The sequence below is a fragment of the Cupriavidus sp. 207A1 genome (assembly GCF_057798955.1).
In genome coordinates, this window is sequence record NZ_JBYOJO010000021.1 from 57,622 (window position 1) to 80,737 (window position 23,116).

Sequence of the window (23,116 nt, forward strand, 5' to 3'; positions counted from 1 at the left end):
TGAGCTATACTGAAGGCTCATTTGATGAGGTCTGCCATGCCGCGCGTGCTCACGCCTGAAGGCCATTATCCGCTCGCACACCAACGCCGCGCCGCCCGCCAACTCAGCGTCAATAGCTACCTGGCGGTCTACGAGGCCACGCTGTCGACCGAAGGCGCCATGTCGGTGATCCACGCCATCCGCGAGGGCGTGCCGGCTTCCGATCTCAACCGGCTGGCCGAATCGATGGGCACGAGCAAGGAACAGCTGATCAAGACGCTGGATTTGCCGCGTGCCACCGTCGACCGCAAGGCGCGCGCCCACCAGAACCTGTCGAGCGAGCAGAGCGAGCGCGTGCTGGGCATGGTGCGGCTGGTGGGCCAGGTGCAGGCGCTGGTGGAAAGCTCGGGCGATGCGCGCGGCTTCAATGCGGCGCAGTGGGTGGCGCAGTGGCTGGAGCAGCCGTCGCCGGCGCTGGGCGGCCAACGCCCCGCCGCGCTGATGGATACCGTCGCGGGCCAGCGCATCGTCTCCGACCTGGTGGCCAGGATGCAGAGCGGGGCCTACGCTTGAGGCCGGCGTGGCGCATCGCGACCGACACGCCCCTCTATACCGCGGACGATGCCAGCGGCGCCGGCGCCAAGGCGAGCGGAGGGCGCTGGAACCGGCAGGGCACCTCCCTGATTTACGCGGCCTCGAGCATTGCGCTGGCGTGCCTGGAAACGCTGGTTCACCTGGGCTCGGCCGGCCTGCCGTTGAACCGCTACCTGGTCCGCATCGATATTCCCGACGACTTGTGGGCCGCGGCAGGGCGCTGGACGGCGGCCAGCGCGCCCGTCGGCTGGGATGCCATTCCCGCCGGCAAGACCAGCCTCGACACCGGCGAGGCCTGGGTCCGCGCGGGCACGAGCGCCTTGCTGCTGGTGCCTTCCTTCGTGATTCCCGAAGAGTACAACGTGCTGGTCAATCCCTTGCACGCGGATGCCGGGCGGCTGGCCTATACCAAGGTGCGCCGCTGGCAGTACGACGCACGGCTGGCCTGAGGCAGGATCACGCCGCGCCGCCGGCCCGCAGCAGGTGTTTCTGGATCTTGCCGCTGGTGGTCTTGGGCAGCGCTTCGACGAAATGGTAGCGGCGCGGCCGCTTGTAGGCAGCGAGCCGATCGCCTTGCAGCAGGAAGGCATCGAGCTGTTCCGCGCTCGGCGCGGCCTCGCCGCGCGCCACCACATAGGCGCCGACCACCTGGCCCCAGGTGGGATCGGGCTCGCCCAGCACCGCGACTTCGAGCACGCCGGGATGCTCGATCAGGGCGTCTTCCACCTCGCGCGGATAGACGTTCTCGGCGCCGGAATTGATCATGTAGTCGATGCGGTCGCGGATCCACAGGTAGCCCTCGGCATCCACGCTGCCGAGGTCGCCGGTGTGGTACCAGCCATGCGCCAGCGCGCGTGCGTTGGCATCCGGGCGGTTCAGGTAGCCCTGCATCATGCATGGGCCGCGCACCAGCACTTCGCCGACTTCGCCCGGCGCGCACGGCTGCGACGGGTCGGTCGGTGCGCCGTCCTCGCGCAGCCTTGCCACCACCAGCTCGTGGTCCAGCGCGGGCAGGCCGGCAGAGCCGGCGCGGCTAAGTTGTTCGTGCGGGTAGAGCACCGACATGCATGGTCCCATTTCCGTGGTGCCGTAGACCTGCACCAGCCCCGCGCCGACCTTGCGGTCCCATTCGCGGATCAGGTGCGGCGCCATCGAAGCGCCGCCGTACTCCACCAGCCGCAGCGAGGACAGGTCGCGGGTTGCAGCGTCCGGATGGTCTAGCAGCATGCCGACCATGGTCGGCGCGGCGAAGAAGTGCGTGACGCCCTCGGCTTCGACCAGCTGCCACGCCTCGCCCGCATCGAAGCGGCGCTGCAGCACCTGGGTGGCGCCGACCTGCAGGCGCGGCAGGAAGCTGGTATGCAGCTCGGCGGTGTGGTTCAGCGGCGCGAGCGACAGGCCCACGTCCTCGCGCGCCAGCATCATGGCCTGGTGCATCATCGCGTTGTGCTGCAGCTTGCTGCGATGGGTGTGCATGACGCCCTTGGGCCGGCCGGTGGTGCCGCTGGTGTACATCAGGATGCAGGGATCGTTCTCGTCGACCGTCACCGTCGGCGGCGTGTCGGGCCGGTCCGCCGCCAGCGTGTCGAGCCGGTGCGTGGCGAAGGCGGGCGCCGGGTCGGCGTCGGCATAGAGGCGCAACGTGGTGCCGGGCGCCAGTTCGGCGGCCTTTTCCACGACGGCCGCGCCTTCGCGTTCGAACAGCAGCGCCCTGGCGCCGCCATCGTTCAGGATGTAGGCCAGCTCCTGCGCCGCCAGGCGGTAGTTGACCGGGTTGAAGACCGCGCCCAGGCGTGCCGTGGCCAGCAGCGTAAAGACGAAGGCCGGCGTGTTGTAGAGGAAGGCCGCCACCACGTCGCCCTTGCCGATGCCGAGCGACTGCAAGGCATGTGCGTGGCGGTTGACCTCGGCATCCAGCTGCGCAAAGGTCCACGCGCGCCGCCCGGCGCCGATGCCGCTGACCAGCGCGGTCTTGTGCGGCAGGTTGCGCGCGGGCCAGGTCAGGGTGTCGCCAAGGGTGATGCCGCGGGTCAAGGTCGGTCTCCGGTCGTCCGCCGCCGGGCAGGCAGGCGCTTGTTGTCTTGTGAGCCGGACAATATAGAGCGGCGCGTGGGGCACATGGAAATAACGATTTGCTCTTTCGTTATGCCCGTTAAGCGGTAAGGGCGTTCCTCGGCCAGTCACTACTGTATATTTGTACAGTTTTCGCCGTGCCCATTGTCTGTGTCCGCCGTCACCGCGCCCCCTCCCGTCACGCCCGCACCGCTCACTGCGTCCACTGCGTCCACTGCGCCGACGCAGCCCGCGTACGTCGTCGCAGTGCGCGCGCTGTGCGAGTTCACCGCCAAGGCGGGTGACCTGGACCTGCGTTTCGTGCCGACGCCGTCGGCGCAGGAGGGGGTGGCGGGCCATGGCGTGGTGACCGGCCGTCGCGGCGCGGGCTATCAGGCGGAAGTGGCGCTGTCCGCGGATTTCGGTCCGCTTCATGTCCGTGGCCGTGCCGACGGCTACGATCCCGCTGCCAACCGGCTCGAGGAAATCAAGACGGTCCGCGGCGACGCCGCCGTGCCGGACAACCACCGCCACCTGCACTGGGCCCAGGCCAGGATCTATGGCTGCCTGCTGTGCCGCAAGCTGGGGCTGCCCGGGCTGGAGATCGCGCTGGTCTATTTCGACATCGTCAGCCAGCGCGAGCACCCGGTGGTGGCGCATTTCGACGCGCCGGCGCTCGAGGCGTTCTTTGTCCAGTCCTGCGAGCGCTTCCTGCACTGGGCCCAGGCCGAGCTGGCGCACCGGCAGGCGCGCGATGCGGCGTTGGCGCAGCTGGCGTTTCCGCACCAGGGCTTTCGCCCGGGCCAGCGCGAGCTGGCGCAGGCGGTCTACAACGCCAACCGCGCCGGCCGCCACCTGCTGGCGCAGGCGCCCACCGGCATCGGCAAGTCGGTCGGGACGCTGTTCCCGGTGCTCAAGGCCATGCCGGGCCAGCGGCTCGACAAGGTGTTCTTCCTGGCGGCGCGCTCCACCGGGCGCGGGGTGGCGCTGCACGCCGCCGCGGCCCTGCGCGGCCATGGCGCGCAGCCGCTGCGCGTGCTCGAGCTGACTGCGCGCGACAAGGCCTGCGAGCATCCGGAGCTGGCCTGCCATGGCGAATCGTGCCCGCTGGCGCGCGGCTTCTATGACCGCCTGCCGGCCGCGCGCGAAGCGGCGCGCGCCATGCCGGTGCGCGACCGCGCCGCGGTGCGCGAACTGGCGCGGCAACATGCCATCTGCCCTTACTACCTGGCGCAGGAACTGGTGCGCTGGAGCGACGTGGTGGTGGCCGACTACAACTACTACTTCGACCGCAGTGCGATGCTGTACGCGCTGACCGTGGCCAATGGCTGGCGCGCCAGCGTGCTGGTGGACGAGGCCCACAACCTGGTCGAGCGCGGCCGCGCGATGTACACGGCGGAGCTGGACCCGCAAGCGCTGCGCGAGCTGCGCCGCGGCGCGCCGGCGCCGCTATCGCGGCCGCTGGCACGGCTGGCGCGGCAGTGGAGCACACTCGCGCGCCAGGGTGACGATGCCTACGAGGTCCTGCCGGAAGTGCCCGCGGCCTTTCGCCGCGCGCTGGAAGAATGCTGTGCGGCGGCGCTGGCCTACATGACCGAGCATCCAGGCGCGCACGATCCCGCGCTGCAGCGCTTCTACTTTGACGCACTGCATTTCGCCCGCCTGGCCGAACAGCTCGATGCGCATTCGCTGTTCGATATCCAGCGCGTGTCGCGGCGCCGCGGCTATCATGCGCGGCTTTGCCTGCGCAACGTGATCCCGGCCCCGTTCCTGCGCCCGCGCCTTGCCGCCGCGCATTCGGTCACGCTGTTTTCCGCGACCCTCGATCCCGCGGACTATTACCTCGACACGCTGGGCCTGCCGCCCGATTGCGCGCGCGTGCAAGTGCCATCGCCGTTCCGCGCCGAGCAGCTGTCGGTGCGGATTGCCTCGCGCATCTCCACCCGCTATGCGCGGCGCGGGCAGTCGCTGCCGGCCCTCGTGGCGCTGATGGCGGACCAGTTCCGCGCGCGCCGAGGCAACTACCTGGCCTTCTTCAGCAGCCACGAATACCTGCAGCAGGCCGTCGCCCGCTTCGCCGGGTCGCACCCGGACATCCCGCATTGGGTCCAGGCGCGCGGCATGGACGAAGCCGCGCAGGCGGCGTTCCTGGCGGCCTTTGCGGAAGGCGGTGAGGGCATTGGCTTTGCGGTGCTCGGCGGCGCCTTTGCCGAGGGCGTGGACCTGCCGGGCGAGCGCCTGATCGGCGCCTTCGTCGCCACGCTGGGGCTGCCGCAGTTCAACGCCGTCAACGAGCAGTTCCGCGCGCGCATGGAGCAGGCGTTCGGCCGGGGCTATGCCTATGCCTACCTGTATCCCGGGCTGCGCAAGGTAGTGCAGGCGGCGGGCCGGGTGATTCGCACGCAGCAGGACCAGGGCGTGCTGTATCTGATCGATGACCGCTTTGCCGCGGCGGAGGTGCGGGAGCTGCTGCCGTCATGGTGGGAAATCGCGCCGGCGGCGTAGAAATTACACGCTGGCGTCGCGGATGCGGCATGCTGGCGCCGTAGCCCCGCCTCAGGTTGGCCTCGCGCTGGCCTGGAACGAATCTGGCAGGCACACCGTCACGCGCCCACCGAAAGGAAACACCATGCCGATGACTCAACACTATGCCGCCACCGAGCCGACCCGCACCGAAGTGGACACGCTGTCCGGCGCCACCGTGCTGGAGTTCGGCGCGCCGTGGTGCGGCTATTGCCAGCGGGCCCAGCCGGCGCTGGCCGAGGCATTTGCCGTGCATCCGGACCTGCGCCACCTGAAGATCGAAGACGGCAGCGGACGGCCGCTGGGCCGGTCGTTCCGCATCAAGCTGTGGCCAACGCTGGTGTTCCTGCGCGACGGCCAGGAAGTGGCCAGGCTGGTGCGGCCCACGGAAGCGGAGCCCATCCGCGAGGCGATGCGCCGCATCGCCTGACCGCCGCGCGCTGGCACCGGCTTATTTCGCGAACACCTGGCTCAGGTCGCCAAAGGCCTTGAATTCGAGCGCGTTGCCCGACGGGTCCAGGAAGAACATGGTGGCCTGTTCGCCGACCTGGCCCTTGAAGCGCACGTGCGGCTCGATCACGAACCGGGTGCCGGCCGCGCGCAGGCGTTCGGCCAGCGCCTCCCATTGGTCCATCGGCAGGATCGCGCCGAAATGGCGCACCGGCACGTCGTCGCCATCTACGGCGCTGGTGGCACGGTGGCCGCATTCCTCGGGCGACAGGTGCGCCACCACCTGGTGGCCATAGAAGTTGAAATCCACCCACGCCTCGGAGCTGCGGCCTTCCGGGCAGCCCAGCAACCCGCCATAGAAACTGCGCGCCTCGGCCAGGTCGCGCACGGGAAACGCCAGGTGGAACAAGGGGATCGTGGAAGTCGTGTTCATGGGGTTTGTTATGGAGGGAAGGTCTTGACCGGGCGGTGGATCGGCCCGCGCGTTGATTGTAGTCAGCACAAGCCGTAATATGAAGCGAATCATTTTTGCCCTGAGCATCAAAGATTTCAATAGATGATCCGCTACTTCCAGACCTTCCTGACGGCTGCCGAAACCGGGTCGTTTTCGGCGGCGGCGGCGCGGCTGGCGCTGACCCAGTCGGCCGTCAGCACGCAGATCCGGCGGCTCGAAGAGGAACTGGACTGCCGCCTGTTCGAGCGCACCGGCAAGTCGGTCGCGCTCAGCGACGCCGGGCACCGGTTGCTGCCGGAGGCGCGCCGCTTTGTCGAGCTCTATGCCGCGATGAAGGATCGCGCCGGGCCGCATGCCGAGGCCGCGCCGGTCGAGCTGGGCGCGGTGTCGACGGTGCAGGCCACCTTGCTGGCCGAGGCGATGCGGCACTTCCGCCAGCGCTTCCCGGACTCGCACGTCAACGTGGTGCCCGGCATGTCGACCCAGCTGCTGACGCAGGTCGATGCGCGCGAGCTCGACGTGGCCGTGCTGATCCGGCCGCGCCTGGGTTTGCCGCCGGACCTGAAGTGGGTGCCGCTGGTGCGCGAGCGCTTCGTCGGCATCGGGCCGGCGGGCTCGCCGCAGGAGCTGCGCGCGCTGCTGGAGGCGCTGCCCTTTATCCGCTACAACCGCCACAGCACCGGCGGCCAGCTGGTGGACCGCTACCTGAAACGGCAGCGGCTCTGGGTCAGGGAGGGGATGGAACTGGACGAGCCGGCGGTGATCCTGCAGATGGTGGCGGCGGGCCTGGGCTGCGCCATCATTCCGGCCGAGCTGGTGCCGCTGCGCGAGGCCGCCGGCGTGGTGCAGGTGCCGCTGCCGGGCGGGCCGCTCTATCGCGAGGTGGGCGTGCTGGTGCGTGAAGCGGCGCTGCGCCGCGCGCCGGTCGCGGCGCTGATCGACGCCTTCGTGGCGGCGAGCGCGCGCTGGCAGCCAGTAGAGGCTTAGAAAAGCTCAGAGGCTGGCGGGCAACACCATCGTCACCAGCACCGAGGCATCCGACACCGCCGTCACGTCGTAGCGCACGCAAGGCCCCAGGTACAGCAGGTCGCCCTGGTGCAGCTGGCGTTCGGAGCCGTCCACGCGCACGCGCACCTCGCCTTCGAGGCATTGCACGGTCATGGGTCCGTCGACCGCATGCGGGGGCACATGCTTGCCGGCCTTCAGCACCAGCCGCATGACTTCGAGGGGGCCTTCCTTGAACAGGGCCTGGGTGGCGGTCTGGTCCAGCCGCGCGCCCAGGGGCAGCACGCTGGCGATCTGTCCTGAAGCAAGATGGGGAAGGGACATGCGCGGCTCCTCGCGTCTGGTGGGGTGGCTTGTCAGGCGCGCCGACGCCGGGCGGCGGCACGCCTTCTCAATCTAGCACCGGAGCGCGCGCATCAGTAGCACGCAGCGTGGTTTCGCCGCCAGATCAGGCAGCGGTGGACGCGCGCGCGCCGCGATGAGAGGGGGTCTCCGACACACCGCTGCGATCCATGCCAGCAACTTCCAGGCCGGTGGCGCGGTTGGCACCGTCGGTAAACGGATCACGCTGGTCGTTGACGCGCGCGCCATCGGTGAAGGGGTCGCGCTGGTCGTTGACACGCGCGCCGTCGGTGAAAGGATCACGCTTGCCGTTGTGCAGGGCGTAGCCGTAGCGGTCACCGGCAACGCCGCGATCGTTCAGGCCTTGTGCCATCGCGGGGGTGGCGGCGCTGATTGCTGCGAGGGAGAGAGTCGTGGCAAGAAGGGCTTTGAGAGCGTTTTTATGCATGTCTGCTGTTTTTTGGGGTAAGGGGACGGCTGGCCCGCAAGGGGCCGCGCAGGCTGGCGGGTTTGCTGCCTGCGCCGTCCGGATTCGCCTTGTGGGCGGTGCCGCGCATGGTTGTTTGCCCGGCACGGGACGAAGTGTAGCCACGCCGGGCTATTCCCGTGATGATTTAACAGTCAGGATTTCAGTCGTTTTTTTCATCGATCGATGCGGGCACGCCAGCCAGCTTGCGCGCGCTCTGCCAGCCGCCCCCGAGGGCCAGGAACAGGTCCACCTGGCGCGCGGCTACCTGGCCCGCGCAGGTCGCCAGCGCGGCCTGCGCGGCGGCGAGGTCGCGCTCGGCATCGAGATGCGCCAGGTAGGGCAGGCGCCCCGCCTCCCACAGCCGGCGCTGCTGCCGCGCGGCTTGCGCGGCCTGCTCGCTGGCGGCGAGCAGGGCCGCGTGGCGTTCCAGTTCGCGCGTGTAGGCCGACAGCGCGGTCTCGGTTTCCTGCAGCGCGCGCAGCACCACGCCGTCGAAGCGCGCCAGCGCGGCATCCGCGGCGGCTTCCAGGCCGTGGATGCGGTGCCGCACGCCATTGGTGGGCCAGGTCCAGCTCAGCAGCGGCCCCACGCTCCAGCGCGCCGTGGGTCCGCTGCCAAGATGGCTCAGCACGCCGGTCAGTCCGGCGCTGGCGCCGATGCGGATCGACGGATACAGGTCGGCCGTAGCCACCCCGATGCGCGCGGTGGCGGCGGCGAGTTCGCGTTCGGCCTGGCGCACGTCGGGGCGCCGTCGCAGCAGCGCGGCGCCATCGCCGACCGGCAGCGGCGCGCGCAGCGCGGGCTCGGCATCGCAGGCGACCTCGGCTTCCGGCAGCGCGCCTGGGGGTTGGCCCAGCAGCAGCGCCAGCCGGTAGCGCGCGGCGCTGCGTGCGGCCTGCAGCGGCGGCAGCGCCGCGCGCAGTGCTTCGCTGCGGGCAAGTTCGCGCGCCACCTCGGCGGGCCCGGCGCGGCCCGCGGCGAGCAGGCGGCGGGTGGCACCCAGCGTGCGCTGCTGCACCGCCAGCTGCTGCGTGGCGGCGTGCAGGTCATGCGTGGCGGCGCAGCCTTGCACGTAGGCGCGTACGGTCTGCGCAGCGATGGTGACGCGCACCATGTCCAGCGTCGCCTCGCTGGCCTGCGCGCCCGCAAGCGCAGCCTCGTCGGCGCGCGCCAGCTGCCCGAAGAAGTCGATCAGGTAGGAGGCGCCCAGGCCCACGTCGCCCAGGTTGAACACCGGCGGCTGGGCCTGCTGCAAAAAGCTCTCCCCCGACAGCTGCGCGCGCGACACGCCGGCGCCGGCGCTGCCCTGGGGCAGGTTTTCGGCCTCCACTTCGTGCAGCAGCGCCAGCGCGCGGCGCAGGTTGGCGCCGGCGGCGCGGATGTCGGTGTTTGCCGCCAGCGCCTTCGTCACCAGCCGGTCGAGCCGTTCGTCGTCATAGAGGCGCCACCAGTCGTCGGGCACGGGCGCGATCGCCACGTCCGGCGCTTGTGCACCTTGCAGCGGGCCATTGGCCGCGGTAGCGCGTACCGCCGCGTGGTCGGGCACGTGATAGTCCGGTCCCACCGTCGTGCAGGCACTCAGGCAGGCAATCAGGCACGCAATCAGGCATGCCACCCAGGCACGGCGCGGCCTCATGATCGCGGCCCCGGGCCGCGCGCGGCGCCCTGGTCTGCGGCTGGCTCGCGCACTGCCACGGTGGCGGTGCGCCCCGAGACCAGGCGCACGTCGGCCGGCACGTCTTCCAGCACGATGCGCACCGGCACGCGCTGCGCCAGCCGCACCCAGTTGAAGGTGGGATTGACGTTGGGCAGCAGGTTGGAACCCGCGCTGCGGTCGCGATCCTCGATGCCGGCGGCGATGCTGTCCACGTGGCCGCGCAAGTGGCGGGGCTCGCCCATGATATGCACGTCGACCGGGCTGCCGATATGGATGCGGTGCAGCCTGGTTTCCTCGAAATAGCCTTCGACGTGGAAGGAGCCGGCATCGACCATCGACAGCACCGGTCGTCCGGTCGACACGTAGTCGCCCAGCCGCGGCAGCCGGTCGTTCAAGTAACCCGCCACCGGGCTGCGCACGCTGGTGCGTTGCAGGTTCAGCCGGGCCAGCCGCAGCGCGGCTTCGGCCTGCGCCAGCGCGGCCTGGCCTTGCTCCACGCGCGCGCGCCCTTGCTCGGCGACTTCGGCGGCAACCACGCCGTCCAGGCTGCGGTTGCGCGCGGCTTCGCGCCGCGCCTGCGCGAGCGCGGCACGCTGGGTCGCCAGCGTCGCCAGCGCCTGTTCCAGGGCGAGCGCGTAGCGGTCGCGGTCGATCTCGAACAGGACTTCGCCGGCCCGGACGTACTGGTTGTCGCGCGCCAGCACGCGCGTGACCAGCCCCGATACGTCGGGCGCCACCTGGACGATGTCGGCACGCACGTGGCCGTCGCGGGTCCAGGGTGCGGCGGTGTAGTAGTCCCACAGGTGGCGCAGCACCAGCAGCGCGGCGATGGCGGCCAGCAGCGTCGGCAGCACGGGAAGCAAGGAGCGGAGTCGGAAGGTCATGACGGCAGTCCGGGCACCGCGGCAAAAACGGCAGCGACGGCGCCCAGGACGATCACATAGAGGGAAAGGTTGAACAGCGAGCGGTGCCAGATATGGCGGTAGCAGCCCAGCGCGGCCAGCGCCATGCGGATTGCCGTGGCCACCGCAAAGGCCAGCACGGCCAGCACCAGCACGCCGGGCACGAACACGCCGTAGAGGTCGATTTCACTAAGCATGGGGCGCAGCGAAGAAGGTGGGATCAGCGGGACAAGGTCATGGCGGGAAGCGGAAGCAGCGTGACCTGCAGCACCACCAGCGCGCCCAGCGTGCCGCGCTGGGCGCGGCCGCTGGCCGCCACCGCGGCCATGGCCTCGCCCACGGCGGCGGCCAGGCCCGCCGCTACCGGTACGCGCCGCCCCGCACGCAGTTGCGCGCGGAAATGCCGCGCCACCGCGGCCAGCACGCGGCGCACCGGCTTGCGCGCCGGCGGCGGCAAGTCCGGCAGCGCCTTGTGCAGCGCCAGCGCGCAATAGCCGACCTGCAGCGCATGGAAGCCGTCCGCGGACAAGGGGTCGCCGGCCGCGCCCAGGCGCGGCACCAGTTGGCCCAGCCGGTCCAGCATGCGCGCGCCCAGCCGCGCATCGCCGTCGGTGGCGCGCAGCGTGGCGGCCCGCGCCAGGTCGTTCCAGCTGGCGCGCACCAGTCGCCGTGCCGCCGCGCGCGCGCCGAACGGGCGTGCCGCCACCGACCACAGCGGCGCGAACACCATGGCCGCCGCGCTGGCCAGGCAGGTATTGAAGATGGCGAGGAAATCCGCGTCGAACACGGCCTGCACGTTGGCGAACGCGGCGGTGTTGACCGATAGCAGCATCGCGATCAGATGGAACCCCGGCCGCGAAATCAGCAGGCCGATGCCGAGATAGGGCAGCGCCAGCAGCGCGGCCAGCGCTTCGAAGGTGTGCGCATGCGGCACCACCAGGAACAGGTAGCCGGACGAAATCAGCAGGCAGATCGCGCTCCAGCGCACGAAGGCCCCGGCCATGCGTCGCGGCTCGTCGACCGCGGCAAAGAAGCAGCTCGCGATCGAGGCCACCACCACCGCGCTGGCGCCGTCCTCCCAGCCCGAGAAGATCCACAACAGCCCGGCGCAGAACACCGCCAGCCCGCTGGACACCGCGCCGAACAGCAGCATGCAGTGGTCATGGTGATGGCCGGCAGCTTCCGCAGCCGGTTCGCCGCGTGGCAGCGGCGTGCCGGTGCGGTGGTCGCCGATGCCTTGCTGCAGCGCGCGGCATTCGCCGTACAGGGCGCACAGGCGCTGCAGCTGGTCGGCCGCCGTGGCGGCAAGGCGATCATGCCAGCCGCTCGCGTCAGGTCCGGACAGCATCCGCCAGCCTTCGGGGGCAGCGGCAGGCGCCGTGGCAGCATCGCCGGCAAGCCATGCAGCCGTCGCCGCCAGCGCCTCGCGCAGGTCGGCAGGGATGCCGGCGGCATGGCAGCGCAGCGCCTGCAGCACGCTGTCCAGCGACGACAGCAGCGGCATCAGCATGGTCATGCGCCCGCGCAGCGCGCGCGCGTGGCGCAGCGTGTGGCCGCCTTCGGTGTCGTAGGCCAGCTGGCTGATCAGCTGGTCCAGCTGCAGGATGTCGGCGGCCAGCCGGTGGCGGCTGTGGTCGGCGCGCGGACTGCCAGCAAGGATGTCCGAGGCCCAGGCCGCGGCATCGGACAGCCATGTATCGGCACGCGCGCGCAGCGCCGGCGCGACCTTGGCCGGAAACACCACCGAGCCCACCAGCCCGGCGCAGACGATGCCGATCACGATCTCCTCGATCCGTGCCACGGCGATGTCGAAGATCTGCGCCGGCTGGCTGACCGCCGGCAAGGCCACGATCGGCAACGTGTAGGCCGCCAGCAGGCACACATAGCTGCGCGGCGTGCGCTGCAGCAGCGACAGGTACACCAGCACGCTGATCCACAGCGCGATCGCGCCCATCAGCACGATCGGCATGTTGACCAGTTGCGGCACCGTCGCCACCGCGGCGGTGGCGCCCAGCACCGTGCCGGCAACGCGATACGCCGCCTTGGAGCGGGTCGCGCCGGTGAGCGGATGCGAGACGAAGTACACCGTTGCCATGGCCCAGTACGGCCGCGCCAGTCCCAGCGCCAGCGCGATGTAGAGCGCGAGCATCGCGGCGGCGAATGCCTTCAGCGAGAACAGCCACTGTCGTGCATTCGGCCAGCTAGCCATGGAGCAGGGTCTTGAAGGGGAAGGTTGGGGGCGCTTGCCGCCACCTGCCGCTCCGCGCTTCATTGGGGACGCGGTTTGGGCAGGGACGGCATGTTGGGAGCGAAGTGTAGCTGCACCTCTCGCATTCCATTCATGATTTAATATTGGCTTTTCCATTCGCGATATTCATGGGCGGCGCGTCCGCCCTCCACGCCAACATGCCCATCGATATCCGCGCGCTGCGCTATTTCGTCGAGACCGCGCGGCTGCGCAGCTTTACCCAGGCCGCTTCGTCGCTGTTCGTGACCCAGTCGACCATCAGCAAGATGGTCCGCCAGCTCGAGGATGAAGTCGGCCAGCCGCTGCTGATCCGCGAAGGCAAGAGCGTGCGCCTGACCGACGTCGGCCGCGTTGTCTACGAGCGCGGCCAGGAGGCGCTGGGCGTGGTGCACCGGCTGACGCTGGAGGTCGCCGACCTGTCCTCGCTGGGGCGGGGGCAGCTGACGGTCGGCATCCCGCCGATGGTCAACCTGTTCTTCTCCCCGGCGGTCAGCGCGTTCCGGCAGCGCTATCCCAACCTGTCACTGACGCTGGACGAGCACGGCGGGCAGGTGGTGGAGCAACTGGTGGCCAGCGGCGAGCTGGAGGTGGGAGCGACCGTGCTGCCGGGCGACAGCGGCCTGGCGCTGGAGACGCGCCAGTTCGGCCGCTATCCGATCTGGGCGGTGGGGCCGCGCAAGGCGGCCTGGGCGCGCGGGGGCACCGTGTCGCTGGCGGCGCTGCGCGACGAGCCGCTGGTGATGCTGACCGAGGATTTCTCGCTGACGCGCAAGCTGCGCCAGGCCTTTGTCGAAGCCCGCATCGAGCCGCGCGTGGTCGCGCGCAGCGGGCACTGGGACTTCCTGGCGTCGATGGCGGCGGCGGGGCTGGGCACCACCTTCCTGCCGCAGCCGCTGGCCGAGCGCCTGCAGGCGCAGGACACGCTGGCCATGGCGCGCCTGACCGAACCCGCGGTGGACTGGACCATGGCCCATATCTGGTCGCCGGGGCGCTACCTGTCGCACGCGGCGCGGGCGTGGCTGGCGGTGTGCGAAGAGGTGCTGGGGAACGGGCGAGCGGGCGAACGGGCTGAGGGGCGCGCGGGCTGAGCCCGTCGCCCTATTTGCCGCGGCACTGCTCGGGCGGGATGTCGAGCAGCACCAGCGGTTTCTGTCCGGCCGCATAGTGATAGCGCAGCCGGATCCCCAGCTTGCCCAGCACCGGCACATCCGGGTTGCGGCAGATGCCGCGCTCCAGGATCGGCTTGGCCGTCGCCATGAAATCACGGGTGTCGTCGCGGCTGGCATCGATGCCGGAGACTTTCAGGTGAAAGTCGACGATCTTGCCGGGCCGCGCCACGCAACCGTCGAAGCGCGTGGTGTCGTCGAGGTTTACCGGGCCCGCGCGCATCAGCTCCTGGCAGGCCAGGCGCAGTTGCCGGTCGGCATCGCCAGTGGTCAGGCGCGTGACCCCGTGCATGCCGGTCGGCTTGCCGCGCACGGTGCCAAGCAACAGCGTGGCGAGCTCCGACAGCTGCGGCGCGGCCACGGTCGCGGCTGGCGTGGCGGCTGGTGTGGCGGAAAGAGCAAGTGTCGCAGCCAGCAACGACAGGTGGATGGCGGGGCGATGCCAGCGGCAGAGAGCGGGATCGGGAACGACGTGGACGGCGGCGGGGTCAGGGGGCATGAGGCAGACAGAACGGGGGCGGCGGTTGCGCTGCTACTTTAGTCCTGTGTCCTTGCGGCCGTTGTCAGGCTTTGTCCTACGTTGCAACAGCGCGCTTGCCGTGCCCGCGTGTTCAGAGCTCCAGCACCAGCCGGCCGCCGCCGCAGGCGCGCGAGCAGCACGCCATCATGCGGTGGTTGGCGTCGCGCTCGGCGCGCGTCAGCACCACGTCGCGGTGGTCGACCTGGCCGGCCAGCACGCGCACTTCGCACGATCCGCACAGGCCTTCCTCGCAGTCGCTCTGCACGTCGATATTGGCGCCGCGCAGCGCGCCCAGCAGGGTCTGCCCCGCCGGCACTTCCAGCACCAGGCCGGAGTCCTTCAGCTCCACGGTAAAGGGCTGCTCCTTCGACGCATCCAGGGTGCCCAGCCGCGAGACGAAATGCTCGACGCGCAGCGCGTCCGCCGGCCACGCCGCGCAGCATTCGGCCAGCGCATCCAGCAGGCGCTGCGGGCCGCAGGCATAGACCTGGGTGTGCGCGTCAGGCTGCCCCAGCAGCTTGGCAAAGTCGGCACGCCCGCCTTCGTCGCTGGCATGGACGTGCAGGCGCGCGCCGTGCAGCGACTGCAGTTCGTCCAGCATGGCCATGGCCCGGCGCGAGCGCCCGCAATAGTGGAAGTCGTAGTCGATGCCGAGCGCGCGGGCGCGCCGCGCCATCGCGCTCACGGGCGTGACGCCGATGCCGCCGGCAATGAAGATGGCCCGCCGGCACTGTTCATCGAAGCGGAAGTGGTTGCGCGGCCCACGGATGCGCAGGCGGTCGCCGGCCCTGACGCTGCCATGGAGCCAGGCAGAGCCGCCGCGGCTGGCAGGATCGCGCAGCACCGCGATCTCGAGCGCCGCCGCGTCGTCCGGATCGCCGCACAGCGAATACTGGCGCGACAGCCCGGTGTCGCCGCATTCCACGTCGATATGCGAGCCCGGCGCCCAGCGCGGCAGCGGCTTGCCGTCGGGCGCCACCAGCCGCAGCCGGAGCACGTCGTCGGCGGCGGGCGTGGCGCGCTCGACCACCACCGTGCGGGCGATGGTATGCGCCGACGGCTCGCCGATGCGCACCGGCTGGCGCACCGCCAGCAGGGTGGGGTCACGGCGCTCGGGATTCTGCGCGGGATCCCATTCCACCAGCAGGTGCTCCGGCCCGCGGAACGAGGTGTTCGGCACATAGGTGAAGGTCTGTTCGGCCAGGCGCATATGCGGCAGCCGGCGCGTCAGCTCTTCCAGGAAGACCTGCATTTCCATGCGCGCCAGGTTCTTGCCCATGCACTGGTGCGAGCCGTAGCCGAAGGTCAGCTGCTCGCTGGCGTTGTCGCGGCGGATGTCGAACAGGTCGGCATCGGCGAAATGGCGCTCGTCATGGTTGGCCGACGAAGTCACGATCAGCAGCTTGCTGCCCGCCGGCAGGCGGATGCCGCCAACCTCGGTGTCGCGCGTGACCAGCCGTCGCCACGCCGCCACCGAGCCGTTGTGGCGCAGGCATTCTTCGACCGCATTGGGAATCAGCGCCGGGTCTTCGCAGAGCTCGCGCCAGGCGTGCGGATGCTGCAGCAACAGCTTGATGGCGTTGGCCGAGGCGTTGGCGGTGGTCTCGTGCGCGGCGACGATGCCGGCCATCATCATCGAATGCAGGTAGGAGTCGGTCACTACCTCGGGCAGTTCGCGCTGCTTGCGCAGGCCGTACTGCATCCAGCCGGGGCCGGACGGGTCTTCGCGCATCTTGTCCAGGATGCGGCCGGCCAGCTGCCAGAAGTTGCCGACCGCGTGCGCCACCGCCACCTGTTCCTCCGGCTTAGGCCGGCCCCAGGTGTTGACGGTATGGGCGATGGAGTACTGGCGCAGCAGGTCCATGTCCTCTTCGGGAACGCCCAGGAAATGCAGCGCCACCGTCAGCGGGACTTCCCACAGCATCTGGTCGACCAGGTCGGCGCGGCCGTCGTCGATAAAGCGGTCGACATACTCGCGCGTCAGGCGCCGCACCAGCGGCTCGTGGTGCGCCAGTTCGGCGGGCGTGAACGGCGCCATCAGCGCGCGCCGGCGCGGCATGTGGGCGGGCTCGTCCTCGTTCACCAGCGTGCGGTTCATGGCGTAGCCGTAGCTGGCCAGCACCGCGTTGGCCTCGTCGCCGGTAGGCGTGATCTTCTCCAGCGCGATCGACGGGCTGAAGGTCAGGTTGTCGCGGAAGATCGCCTTGATGTCGTCGTAGCGCGTGACCACCCAGTAGCCCAGCTGCGGGCTGTAGAACACCGGCTCCTGCTCGCGCGACCAGCGCACGTATTCGGGCGGGTCCTGCTGGTAGCCGTCGCCGAAGGGGTCGAACTGCGCCGCGTTGTGGCTGACCGGGCAGCCGGTGGGCGCGGTGAAGGTGCTGTGGTCGATCGGGCAGCCGCGCGCGGCGCCGGGGGAGGGGAGGGTCATGCTGGGTACTCCTGGCAGGCATCGATGCCTGGCAAAAAGCGCTGCCGTCCGGCGCGCCGGACGGGCAGCGGTGTTGCGGCCGGACTCAGTTGTCCAGCGTGATCTTCAGGTCGCGGATCAGCTTGGTCCAGCGGCCGGATTCGCTGCGCAGCAATTCGCTGAACTGTGCCGGCGTGTTGCCGACGGGCTCGACGCCAAAGTCCACCAGCCGCTTGTTGACCGCCGGCTCGCGGATGGCCGCGACCACGTCCTTGTTCAATGTGTTGATCACCTCCGGCGGCGTGCCGGCCGGCACCACCATGCCCACCAGCGCGGCGGCTTCGACGCGCGCGTAGCCCAGCTCGGCAAAGGTCGGCACGTCGGGCAGCTGCGGCAGGCGGGTGGCATTGGCCACGGCCAGCGGGCGCACCTTGCCGCCCTTGATGAAGCCGGCGCCGGCGGCGTAGTCCACCATCATCGCGGCGACCTGGCCGGCGGCAACGTCGGACAGCGCCGGCGCGGCGCCGCGATACGGGGCATGCGTCATCGACAGGCCGGCCTCCACCTTCAGCAGTTCCATCGCCAGGTGGTGCGGGCTGCCCGCGCCGGCCGAGCCGTAGTTGATGCCGCCCTGCGTGGCCTTGGCCTGTGCGATGAAATCCTTGGCCGTCTTGGCGGGGCTGGCGGTGCCCACCACCAGGATCATCGGGAACCGGCCCAGCAGCGTCACCGGTGCCAGGTCCTTGCCGGGATGGTAGGACAGCGACTTGTACAGCACCGGATTGAACACCAGCGTGCCGTTGTCGGCCGACAGCACGGTATAGCCGTCAGCCGCCGCGCGCGCGGTCTCGGTGGCGCCGATGGCGGTATTGCCGCCAGGCTTGTTGTCCACCACCACCGGTTGGCCGACCTTGGCCGACAGGCCCTGGCCGATGGTGCGCGCCAGGAAGTCGGAGCCACCGCCGGCGGCGTACGGGACGATCCAGCGGATCGGCTTGGCGGGATAGGGATCGGCGGCGTGGGCGGCGCTCGCGAACAGCATCGGCACGGTCAGCGCGCCGATAACCAGGCGCACGGCAGGGGCAAGGCGGGGGCGGGGCATGGGTTTTTGTCTCCTGAAGGAAGGGCCGGGTCCTGGCCCGGCGTTTTCTGTTTGCGTAAATCATATACGCATTGCGTAACGATTGAATGCGGGTTAACCTTGAACTGGCCCACTGTCACGGTGTGGCATCGTCCGCTGTCGCCGTGAACACCGCACAAGTCGCGTAGCTCCGTCCCGCCATGCCCCAATCCAAAGCCCCTGAACCCGTCATCGAAACCGCCACGACCCGCCCGCGCGAACGGCGCCAGCGCGTGCAGTCGGCCGTCACCGGCATGGCCGTCCTGAAAGGCCTGGCGCGCCTGGGCGGGCGCGCCAGCCTGACCGCGCTGGCCGCGCATATCGACGAAAGCCCGGCCAAGGTGCACCGCTACCTGGTCAGCCTGCTGGAAGAAGACCTGGTGGCGCAGGAACCCGGCACGCAGCAATACCACCTTGGCTTCGAGGCGCTGCAGATCGGCATGGCGGCGATGCGCCAGGCCGACCCGATCCGGCTGGCCGAGGCCTCGCTGGTGCGCCTGCGCGAAACCCTGGAGGTGACCTGCTTCGTCGCGGTGATGGGCAACAAGGGCCCGACCATCATGCGCTTCGAGGAACCGGGCCTGCCGGTGACGGTGAACGTGCGCGCGGGCTCGGTGATGCCGCTGCTGTGGTCCGCCACCGGGCGCGTGTTCCTGGGCTTGCTCGATGAGAAGGGCGTACAGGCGCAGGCCAGGGATGAGCTTGCGGCCGCCAGCCCGGCGCGGCTGGCGCAGCTCGATGCCGGGGATCCGATCGGCGCGTTGCGCCGCGCGGTGCAGGCCGACGATTGCGCCTGGGTGCGCGACACCAACCTGACCGGCATCAGCGCGGTGGCGGCGCCGGTGCGCGACTACACCGGGCGCGTGTGCGCGGTGCTGACCGCGCTGGGCGCCACCGGCGGCTTCGACCCCGCCATCGACGGGCCCATCGGCAGCGCCGTGCGGCGCGAGGCGCGCACGGTCAGCGCGGCGCTGGGGTTCAACCCCGCGGCGTGACCGCGGCGCCCGATGCATCCGGGCGCAGCGCCGGGCAGGCGCTGGCCACTTCCGCGTCGACGCGTTCCGGCCGGCCCAGCAGCGCGATCAGCCCGCATGCCAGCGTGCCGCGCCACTGCAGGTAGTCGTGCCCGCTGGCATGCTCGGCATGCACCACCGGGTAGCCCTTGGCGGCCAGCACATCGCGCATGTGCCGGGTGGTGGTCAGGATGTTGACGGCGCCGCGGCCCTCTTCGAAACGCCCGGCTTCCAGGTAGAAGCGCAGCGGCAGCCGCGGGCTGGCGGCGTATTCGCGGATCAGCCATTGCGGCTGCCGTGGCGGCTGGTCGGGCGCGCCGCCGGGACCCCACCAGAATGAGCCGGACTGGCTCAGCACCAGGCCGAAACGCTGCGGATGCCGCAGGCCCGCATAGGCCGCCGCCAGCCCGCCGTAGCTGGAACCGGCGACCACGGTGCGGTCGGCCGGCGCGTCCAGGCCAAGCGTGGCGGCCCAGGGCATCAGCTCGTTGGCGAGAAAGTCGGCGAAGGCCGGGTTCGGCGGCAGTTGGCCGGCGCGCGCCGCGGCGCTCGGATTGGCCACGATCAGCGCGGCGACGGGCGGCAGCAGGCCGGCGTCGATCAGGTTGTCGAGCAGGGTCGGCGTGGGCACCAGCGACAGGTAGGCGTGGGCGTCGAACAGCACCAGCGTGGCCGTGGGCCTGGCACGGGCCGGGCGGTAGACGTAGATGTCGCGCGCCTCGCCCAGGATGCGGCTGTCGATGCGGTAGGGCGTGACCGTGCCGGCGGGCACCCCCGCGCGCGGCGCCAGCCACGGCTGTGGCGGCGCGGCCGGCAGCTCCAGCACGGACTTGAGCTGGAACGGATCCGCGCCATGGTCCGGGAAGGTGCGCGGGTTGAGCGGATCGCGCTGCACCGTGGCCAGGATGGCGCGCCGGCGCTGCGCGGCCGGCTGGTCGAGCACGGGCACGTCCGGCGCCAGCTGGTAGCTCATGCGGGTGGCGGCCGGCACGCGGTAGCTGCGGTACCAGACGTCGCTGTCGCCCAGGCGCAGCAGCGGGTCGTGGTCGCCGGCGGGGCTGCCGAGCAGGCGCACATTGTCGCGTGCGCCGCGCCACAGGAAGGTCACGCGCACCATCGCTTCCTGCCCGCTGCCCGGCGTGGGCGGCAAAGGCTCTACCAGCGGCGTGCCGCGCCGGGCCATGTCCTGCCAGAAGGCGTTGGTGTTGCCGCCGCTGGCCAGGGCCTGCGCCAGCGCGCGCAGGGTGGGGCTGTCGGGCAGGTCGGCGGGCGCGTGCTGCGCGGCCCGCGGCACGATCTCGTCGATGCGCAGCACGTAAGGCGCGCCGGGCCAGGGCCGTCCGCCGACCGCGCCGGGCACGTCGGCCTGGTCGCCGCTGACGGTCAGCCGGTACGCGCCGCTGCCGGGGGCCACGAACAGGAAGCCGCGCGACAGCGTGGTCGGCCCCAGCAGCCGGCGCAGCGGCTTGCCGCCGCGATCGGCAAGGTCGAGCGTCGCCGCCGGTCCGTCGAGCACGCCGCGCACCACGTCGCCGGCCTGCAGCGACAGCGTGTAGTGCAGCGGCGCGCCGGGTTGCCAGGTGCCGTGCGCTGGCTGGCCGACGGCCAGGGTTGGATCGGATGCGGCAGCCGGCGTGGCGATGGCGGCAAGCGACAGCATCAGGGACGCCGACAGCCACGCGGCGCGGCGCCGGATCAGGACAGGAAAGCGCATCAGAAATCCACCGAGGTTGTGAACTTGAACAGGCGCGGCGCGTTCTGCGTGACGTAGCCGTCGTTGAACGAGCCCGCCCAGTAGCTCTGGTTGAACAGGTTCTCGACGCTGGCGTAGAAGCCCACGCGCTTGCCCTGGATCTTGGTCACGTAGCGCGCGCCGATGTCGTAGCGGGTCCAGCTGTCGATCTTCTGCGTGTTGGCGGTGTTGACGTACTGCGAGCCGGTGTAGGTCACGCGGCCGCTGACGGTCAGGCCCGGCAGCCAGGGCAGGTCCCACTCCGCGCCAAGGTTGCCGGACCACGTGGGACTGCCGAACGCGGTGTTGCCGTCATAGGCGCCGCTGGCCGTATGGGTCAGCACGGCGCGGGTATAGGCAATGCCGCCCAGCACACGCACGCCGCGGCTGGCCTCGCCATAGACGTTCCATTCCACGCCGCGGTGCCGGCGCTCGCCGTCCGGGCCATAGGTATTGGTGGCGCCATCCTTGATCAGAGTGGGGCGCGTGATCTGGAACACGCTGAGGGTCTGCGTCAGCCGCCCGCTGTCCCACTTCACGCCCAGCTCGCCCTGGCGGGTCTTGTAGGGCGCGAACACCTGCTGGTAGTTGCGGGCAGTGACGTCGGTCACGGTGTCGCCCTGGCTCAGCCCTTCGACGTAGTTGCCGTAGAGCGCCAGCTGCGCTCCCCATGGCTTGAGCACCAGGCCCACCGAGGGCGTGACCGCGCTTTCGTCGTAATCCGCGGTGCGTGCGCCCGTGGTCGCGCTGAAGCTTTGCGCCTGCACGCGCTGGTGGCGCAGGCCCAGCGTCAGCTGCACCTTGTCGTCGGCGAACGCGAGGGTGTCGGCCAGCGCCAGGCTGGTCAGCGTGGTGTCGGCGGTCTGGGGCACGTTGCCCGGCGATGGCGCCAGGATCGGCGTCACCGGTGCGTAGATGTTGGACAGGAACGACCGGCTGGCCACGTTGACCGTGCCGCTGCGCAGGCCCAGGTAGGTGTAGCCCAGCACCAGGCGGTGCTCCACCGGGCCGGTACGCACGGAGCCGCGCACGCCGGCCTCGGCCGAGACCGTATCGGTGTAGCCCTTCTGGTTGTAGGTGATGCCGGTGTAGTCGCCGTTGGGCCGGACATTGTTGGCGCGCGTGCCGTTGATAAAGCCGCTGTACTTGTAGTGCAGCGAGCCCAGGCCGGCGTACGCGGTCCAGTCGCGCGCGAGGTCGACCTCGCCGCGCGCGACGATGGCGTTGTTGTCGAGCCGGCCATGCGTGCCGGGCAGGATATTGGTGCCCGCCCTGGGCGGCGCCGGCACGGTGCTGGCGAACGAGGCCATCCAGGCGCTGCCGTTGCGCACTTCCTCTTCATCGGCGTAGGCATCGAGCGAGGCGCGCACGCGCTCGCCGGCATAGTCCAGCGCCACCGCACCCAGGGCGCGGCGTTTGGATTGCCCGTCGATGCCGGTGCGGCCATTGCCATAGGCGCCGTTGACGCGCACGCCGAACGCATTGTCCGGACCGAAGCGGCGCCCGATATCGACGCTGGCGCCGGCATGGCCTTCGGAAAGGTAGTTGGCCGAGAGCCGCGTCAGCGGCGTGTCCGCGGCGCGCTTGGGTACGAGGTTGATGACGCCGCCGACCGCGCCGCTCGGGGCCATGCCGGTCAGCATGGCGGTGGGGCCGCGCAGCAGTTCGACCCGCTCGACGAACTCCGTGGGCGCATGCCCGTAGGGCGCCAGCCCGTACATGCCGTTCAGTGCGAGGTCGCTGGACGAAATATCGAAACCGCGCACGGTGTAGTTCTCGTACAGGTGTCCGGCCGAGGTGGTGAAGCGCACCGTCGGGTCGTTGGCCAGCACGTCGCCGATGGTGTGGGCCTGCTGGTCTGCGATGGCCTGCGCGGTATAGGCGGCGCTGCTGTAGGGCGAGTCCATGGCATCGGCATTGCCCAGAAACCCCAGCCTTGCGCCGCGCGCCACCTGGCCGCCCGCGTAGGCGGGCGTCAGCGCTTCGGCGTCGTGGCGGGCGGCGCTCACGGTCACCGCCGGCAGGGTGGCGCCGTTGGCTTCCGGGGCGGCGGCGCGCACGGCTTTGACGGCAAAGCCGTTGGGCACGCGCACCGCGTGCAGGCCGGTATTGCGCAGCAGCGTGGCCAGCGCCTCGTCAGGCGCGTAGCGGCCCTGCAGCCCCTCGGTGCGACGCTCGGCGAGGTCGGCTGCGTCGTAGGACACCAGTACGCCCGATTCCAGGCCGAAGCGCGTCAGCGCCGGCTGCAGCGCGCCGGCCGGGATCGCGTAGCCGCGCGCCGCGGCACCGGGCGCCGGCACGGGTTCCGCGGCCACTGCAGCGAGGGGCCAGGTGGCGGCCGACAAGGCCAGCGCCTGCCCAACGGCGAGCACGCTGCGCCGGATGCGCAGGGCAGCGGGCCGGCGTGTGCCGGCGGGCGGGGTTGGCAGATGAAGCTTGCCCATGAAACAGTCCTTTCAGAATGCGGCCGGAAATCAGCC

At 70.7% G+C, this 23,116-nt stretch carries 20 protein-coding genes; 7 read left to right on the forward strand and 13 right to left on the reverse strand.

Annotated features, from left to right (window positions below):
* Window positions 1-36: 36 nt before the first annotated feature.
* Entirely contained in the window at window positions 37-552 is a 516-nt protein-coding gene (locus AC3FMM_RS28650; protein ID WP_115713319.1) for an Xre family toxin-antitoxin system antitoxin, read from the forward strand.
* Window positions 549-1,022 (forward strand): RES family NAD+ phosphorylase, encoded by a 474-nt coding sequence (locus tag AC3FMM_RS28655; protein ID WP_115713318.1) that lies wholly within the window; start codon window positions 549-551, stop codon window positions 1,020-1,022. The genes AC3FMM_RS28650 and AC3FMM_RS28655 overlap by 4 nt, the downstream gene beginning before the upstream one ends.
* A gap of 7 nt (window positions 1,023-1,029) precedes the next feature.
* On the opposite strand, the gene AC3FMM_RS28660 is transcribed toward AC3FMM_RS28655, so the two are convergent.
* Window positions 1,030-2,607, reverse strand: a complete 1,578-nt coding sequence (locus tag AC3FMM_RS28660; RefSeq protein WP_414249378.1) for a fatty acid--CoA ligase — start codon at window positions 2,605-2,607, stop codon at window positions 1,030-1,032.
* Between the two features lie 183 nt (window positions 2,608-2,790).
* Between AC3FMM_RS28660 and AC3FMM_RS28665 the strand changes: the two genes are divergently transcribed.
* Together AC3FMM_RS28665 and AC3FMM_RS28670 are read left to right on the forward strand one after the other, a co-directional pair.
* Window positions 2,791-5,130 (forward strand): ATP-dependent DNA helicase, encoded by a 2,340-nt coding sequence (locus tag AC3FMM_RS28665; protein WP_488687802.1) that lies wholly within the window; start codon window positions 2,791-2,793, stop codon window positions 5,128-5,130.
* Window positions 5,131-5,254: 124 nt separating this feature from the next.
* On the forward strand, window positions 5,255-5,578 hold the full coding sequence (locus AC3FMM_RS28670; RefSeq protein ID WP_062803140.1) for a thioredoxin family protein: 324 nt from the start codon (window positions 5,255-5,257) through the stop codon (window positions 5,576-5,578).
* 21 nt (window positions 5,579-5,599) lie between these two features.
* On the opposite strand, the gene AC3FMM_RS28675 is transcribed toward AC3FMM_RS28670, so the two are convergent.
* Window positions 5,600-6,031, reverse strand: coding sequence for a VOC family protein (locus AC3FMM_RS28675; protein WP_115683006.1), 432 nt, complete (start codon window positions 6,029-6,031; stop codon window positions 5,600-5,602).
* Between the two features lie 123 nt (window positions 6,032-6,154).
* Between AC3FMM_RS28675 and AC3FMM_RS28680 the strand changes: the two genes are divergently transcribed.
* Window positions 6,155-7,039 carry a LysR family transcriptional regulator gene (locus tag AC3FMM_RS28680; protein WP_116314382.1) on the forward strand — a complete coding sequence of 295 codons (885 nt, stop codon included), beginning with the start codon at window positions 6,155-6,157 and terminating at the stop codon, window positions 7,037-7,039.
* A gap of 6 nt (window positions 7,040-7,045) precedes the next feature.
* On the opposite strand, the gene AC3FMM_RS28685 is transcribed toward AC3FMM_RS28680, so the two are convergent.
* From AC3FMM_RS28685 to AC3FMM_RS28710, 6 genes are all read right to left on the reverse strand, one after another.
* Complete coding sequence (locus tag AC3FMM_RS28685; RefSeq protein WP_115713315.1) at window positions 7,046-7,381, reverse strand: cupin domain-containing protein; 336 nt, start codon at window positions 7,379-7,381, stop codon at window positions 7,046-7,048.
* A 124-nt stretch (window positions 7,382-7,505) separates the two neighbouring features.
* Window positions 7,506-7,847, reverse strand: coding sequence for a hypothetical protein (locus AC3FMM_RS28690; RefSeq protein ID WP_115713314.1), 342 nt, complete (start codon window positions 7,845-7,847; stop codon window positions 7,506-7,508).
* 181 nt (window positions 7,848-8,028) lie between these two features.
* The gene (locus AC3FMM_RS28695; RefSeq protein WP_488687803.1) at window positions 8,029-9,504 is read right to left on the reverse strand and encodes an efflux transporter outer membrane subunit; all 1,476 of its coding nucleotides are present in this window, start codon (window positions 9,502-9,504) and stop codon (window positions 8,029-8,031) included.
* Window positions 9,501-10,409 carry an efflux RND transporter periplasmic adaptor subunit gene (locus AC3FMM_RS28700; protein WP_488687804.1) on the reverse strand — a complete coding sequence of 303 codons (909 nt, stop codon included), beginning with the start codon at window positions 10,407-10,409 and terminating at the stop codon, window positions 9,501-9,503. Before AC3FMM_RS28700 ends, AC3FMM_RS28695 begins: the two co-directional genes overlap by 4 nt.
* A complete protein-coding gene (locus AC3FMM_RS28705) occupies window positions 10,406-10,624 on the reverse strand; it encodes a DUF1656 domain-containing protein (RefSeq protein WP_115713311.1) in 219 nt (72 codons plus the stop codon). The genes AC3FMM_RS28700 and AC3FMM_RS28705 overlap by 4 nt, the downstream gene beginning before the upstream one ends.
* Window positions 10,625-10,647: 23 nt before the next feature.
* Window positions 10,648-12,636, reverse strand: coding sequence for an FUSC family protein (locus AC3FMM_RS28710; protein ID WP_488687805.1), 1,989 nt, complete (start codon window positions 12,634-12,636; stop codon window positions 10,648-10,650).
* A 197-nt stretch (window positions 12,637-12,833) separates the two neighbouring features.
* On the opposite strand from AC3FMM_RS28710, the gene AC3FMM_RS28715 reads away from it, so the two are divergent.
* Window positions 12,834-13,763: a LysR family transcriptional regulator gene (locus tag AC3FMM_RS28715; protein ID WP_116314787.1), complete on the forward strand. Its 930-nt coding sequence runs from the start codon at window positions 12,834-12,836 to the stop codon at window positions 13,761-13,763.
* Between the two features lie 10 nt (window positions 13,764-13,773).
* Here the strand turns inward: AC3FMM_RS28715 and AC3FMM_RS28720 are convergent, their stop codons facing one another.
* From AC3FMM_RS28720 to AC3FMM_RS28730, 3 genes are all read right to left on the reverse strand, one after another.
* Window positions 13,774-14,340, reverse strand: a complete 567-nt coding sequence (locus AC3FMM_RS28720) for a hypothetical protein (protein ID WP_326348471.1) — start codon at window positions 14,338-14,340, stop codon at window positions 13,774-13,776.
* Between the two features lie 112 nt (window positions 14,341-14,452).
* A complete protein-coding gene (locus tag AC3FMM_RS28725) occupies window positions 14,453-16,792 on the reverse strand; it encodes a cytochrome P450/oxidoreductase (RefSeq protein ID WP_488687806.1) in 2,340 nt (779 codons plus the stop codon).
* An 85-nt stretch (window positions 16,793-16,877) separates the two neighbouring features.
* Window positions 16,878-17,813: a Bug family tripartite tricarboxylate transporter substrate binding protein gene (locus AC3FMM_RS28730; RefSeq protein WP_240987866.1), complete on the reverse strand. Its 936-nt coding sequence runs from the start codon at window positions 17,811-17,813 to the stop codon at window positions 16,878-16,880.
* Window positions 17,814-18,052: 239 nt separating this feature from the next.
* Between AC3FMM_RS28730 and AC3FMM_RS28735 the strand changes: the two genes are divergently transcribed.
* Window positions 18,053-18,886 (forward strand): IclR family transcriptional regulator, encoded by an 834-nt coding sequence (locus AC3FMM_RS28735; RefSeq protein ID WP_115713305.1) that lies wholly within the window; start codon window positions 18,053-18,055, stop codon window positions 18,884-18,886.
* Here the strand turns inward: AC3FMM_RS28735 and AC3FMM_RS28740 are convergent.
* Both AC3FMM_RS28740 and AC3FMM_RS28745 read right to left on the reverse strand, forming a co-directional pair.
* Entirely contained in the window at window positions 18,870-20,618 is a 1,749-nt protein-coding gene (locus tag AC3FMM_RS28740) for an enterochelin esterase domain-containing protein (RefSeq protein WP_240987821.1), read from the reverse strand. The genes AC3FMM_RS28735 and AC3FMM_RS28740 overlap by 17 nt on opposite strands.
* Window positions 20,618-23,080 (reverse strand): TonB-dependent siderophore receptor, encoded by a 2,463-nt coding sequence (locus tag AC3FMM_RS28745; RefSeq protein WP_488687807.1) that lies wholly within the window; start codon window positions 23,078-23,080, stop codon window positions 20,618-20,620. The genes AC3FMM_RS28740 and AC3FMM_RS28745 overlap by 1 nt, the downstream gene beginning before the upstream one ends.
* Between the last annotated feature and the right edge of the window lie 36 nt (window positions 23,081-23,116).

Coding starts and splice junctions, on each gene's coding strand:
- AC3FMM_RS28650 (WP_115713319.1), top strand. CDS start 37: ATGCCGCGCGTGCTCACGCCTGAAGGCCATTATCCGCTCGCACACCAA.
- AC3FMM_RS28670 (WP_062803140.1), top strand. CDS start 5,255: ATGCCGATGACTCAACACTATGCCGCCACCGAGCCGACCCGCACCGAA.
- AC3FMM_RS28675 (WP_115683006.1), bottom strand. CDS start 6,031: ATGAACACGACTTCCACGATCCCCTTGTTCCACCTGGCGTTTCCCGTG.
- AC3FMM_RS28680 (WP_116314382.1), top strand. CDS start 6,155: ATGATCCGCTACTTCCAGACCTTCCTGACGGCTGCCGAAACCGGGTCG.
- AC3FMM_RS28685 (WP_115713315.1), bottom strand. CDS start 7,381: ATGTCCCTTCCCCATCTTGCTTCAGGACAGATCGCCAGCGTGCTGCCC.
- AC3FMM_RS28690 (WP_115713314.1), bottom strand. CDS start 7,847: ATGCATAAAAACGCTCTCAAAGCCCTTCTTGCCACGACTCTCTCCCTC.
- AC3FMM_RS28695 (WP_488687803.1), bottom strand. CDS start 9,504: ATGAGGCCGCGCCGTGCCTGGGTGGCATGCCTGATTGCGTGCCTGATT.
- AC3FMM_RS28700 (WP_488687804.1), bottom strand. CDS start 10,409: ATGACCTTCCGACTCCGCTCCTTGCTTCCCGTGCTGCCGACGCTGCTG.
- AC3FMM_RS28705 (WP_115713311.1), bottom strand. CDS start 10,624: ATGCTTAGTGAAATCGACCTCTACGGCGTGTTCGTGCCCGGCGTGCTG.
- AC3FMM_RS28710 (WP_488687805.1), bottom strand. CDS start 12,636: ATGGCTAGCTGGCCGAATGCACGACAGTGGCTGTTCTCGCTGAAGGCA.
- AC3FMM_RS28715 (WP_116314787.1), top strand. CDS start 12,834: ATGCCCATCGATATCCGCGCGCTGCGCTATTTCGTCGAGACCGCGCGG.
- AC3FMM_RS28720 (WP_326348471.1), bottom strand. CDS start 14,340: ATGCCCCCTGACCCCGCCGCCGTCCACGTCGTTCCCGATCCCGCTCTC.
- AC3FMM_RS28725 (WP_488687806.1), bottom strand. CDS start 16,792: ATGACCCTCCCCTCCCCCGGCGCCGCGCGCGGCTGCCCGATCGACCAC.
- AC3FMM_RS28730 (WP_240987866.1), bottom strand. CDS start 17,813: ATGCTGTTCGCGAGCGCCGCCCACGCCGCCGATCCCTATCCCGCCAAG.
- AC3FMM_RS28735 (WP_115713305.1), top strand. CDS start 18,053: ATGCCCCAATCCAAAGCCCCTGAACCCGTCATCGAAACCGCCACGACC.
- AC3FMM_RS28740 (WP_240987821.1), bottom strand. CDS start 20,618: ATGCGCTTTCCTGTCCTGATCCGGCGCCGCGCCGCGTGGCTGTCGGCG.
- AC3FMM_RS28745 (WP_488687807.1), bottom strand. CDS start 23,080: ATGGGCAAGCTTCATCTGCCAACCCCGCCCGCCGGCACACGCCGGCCC.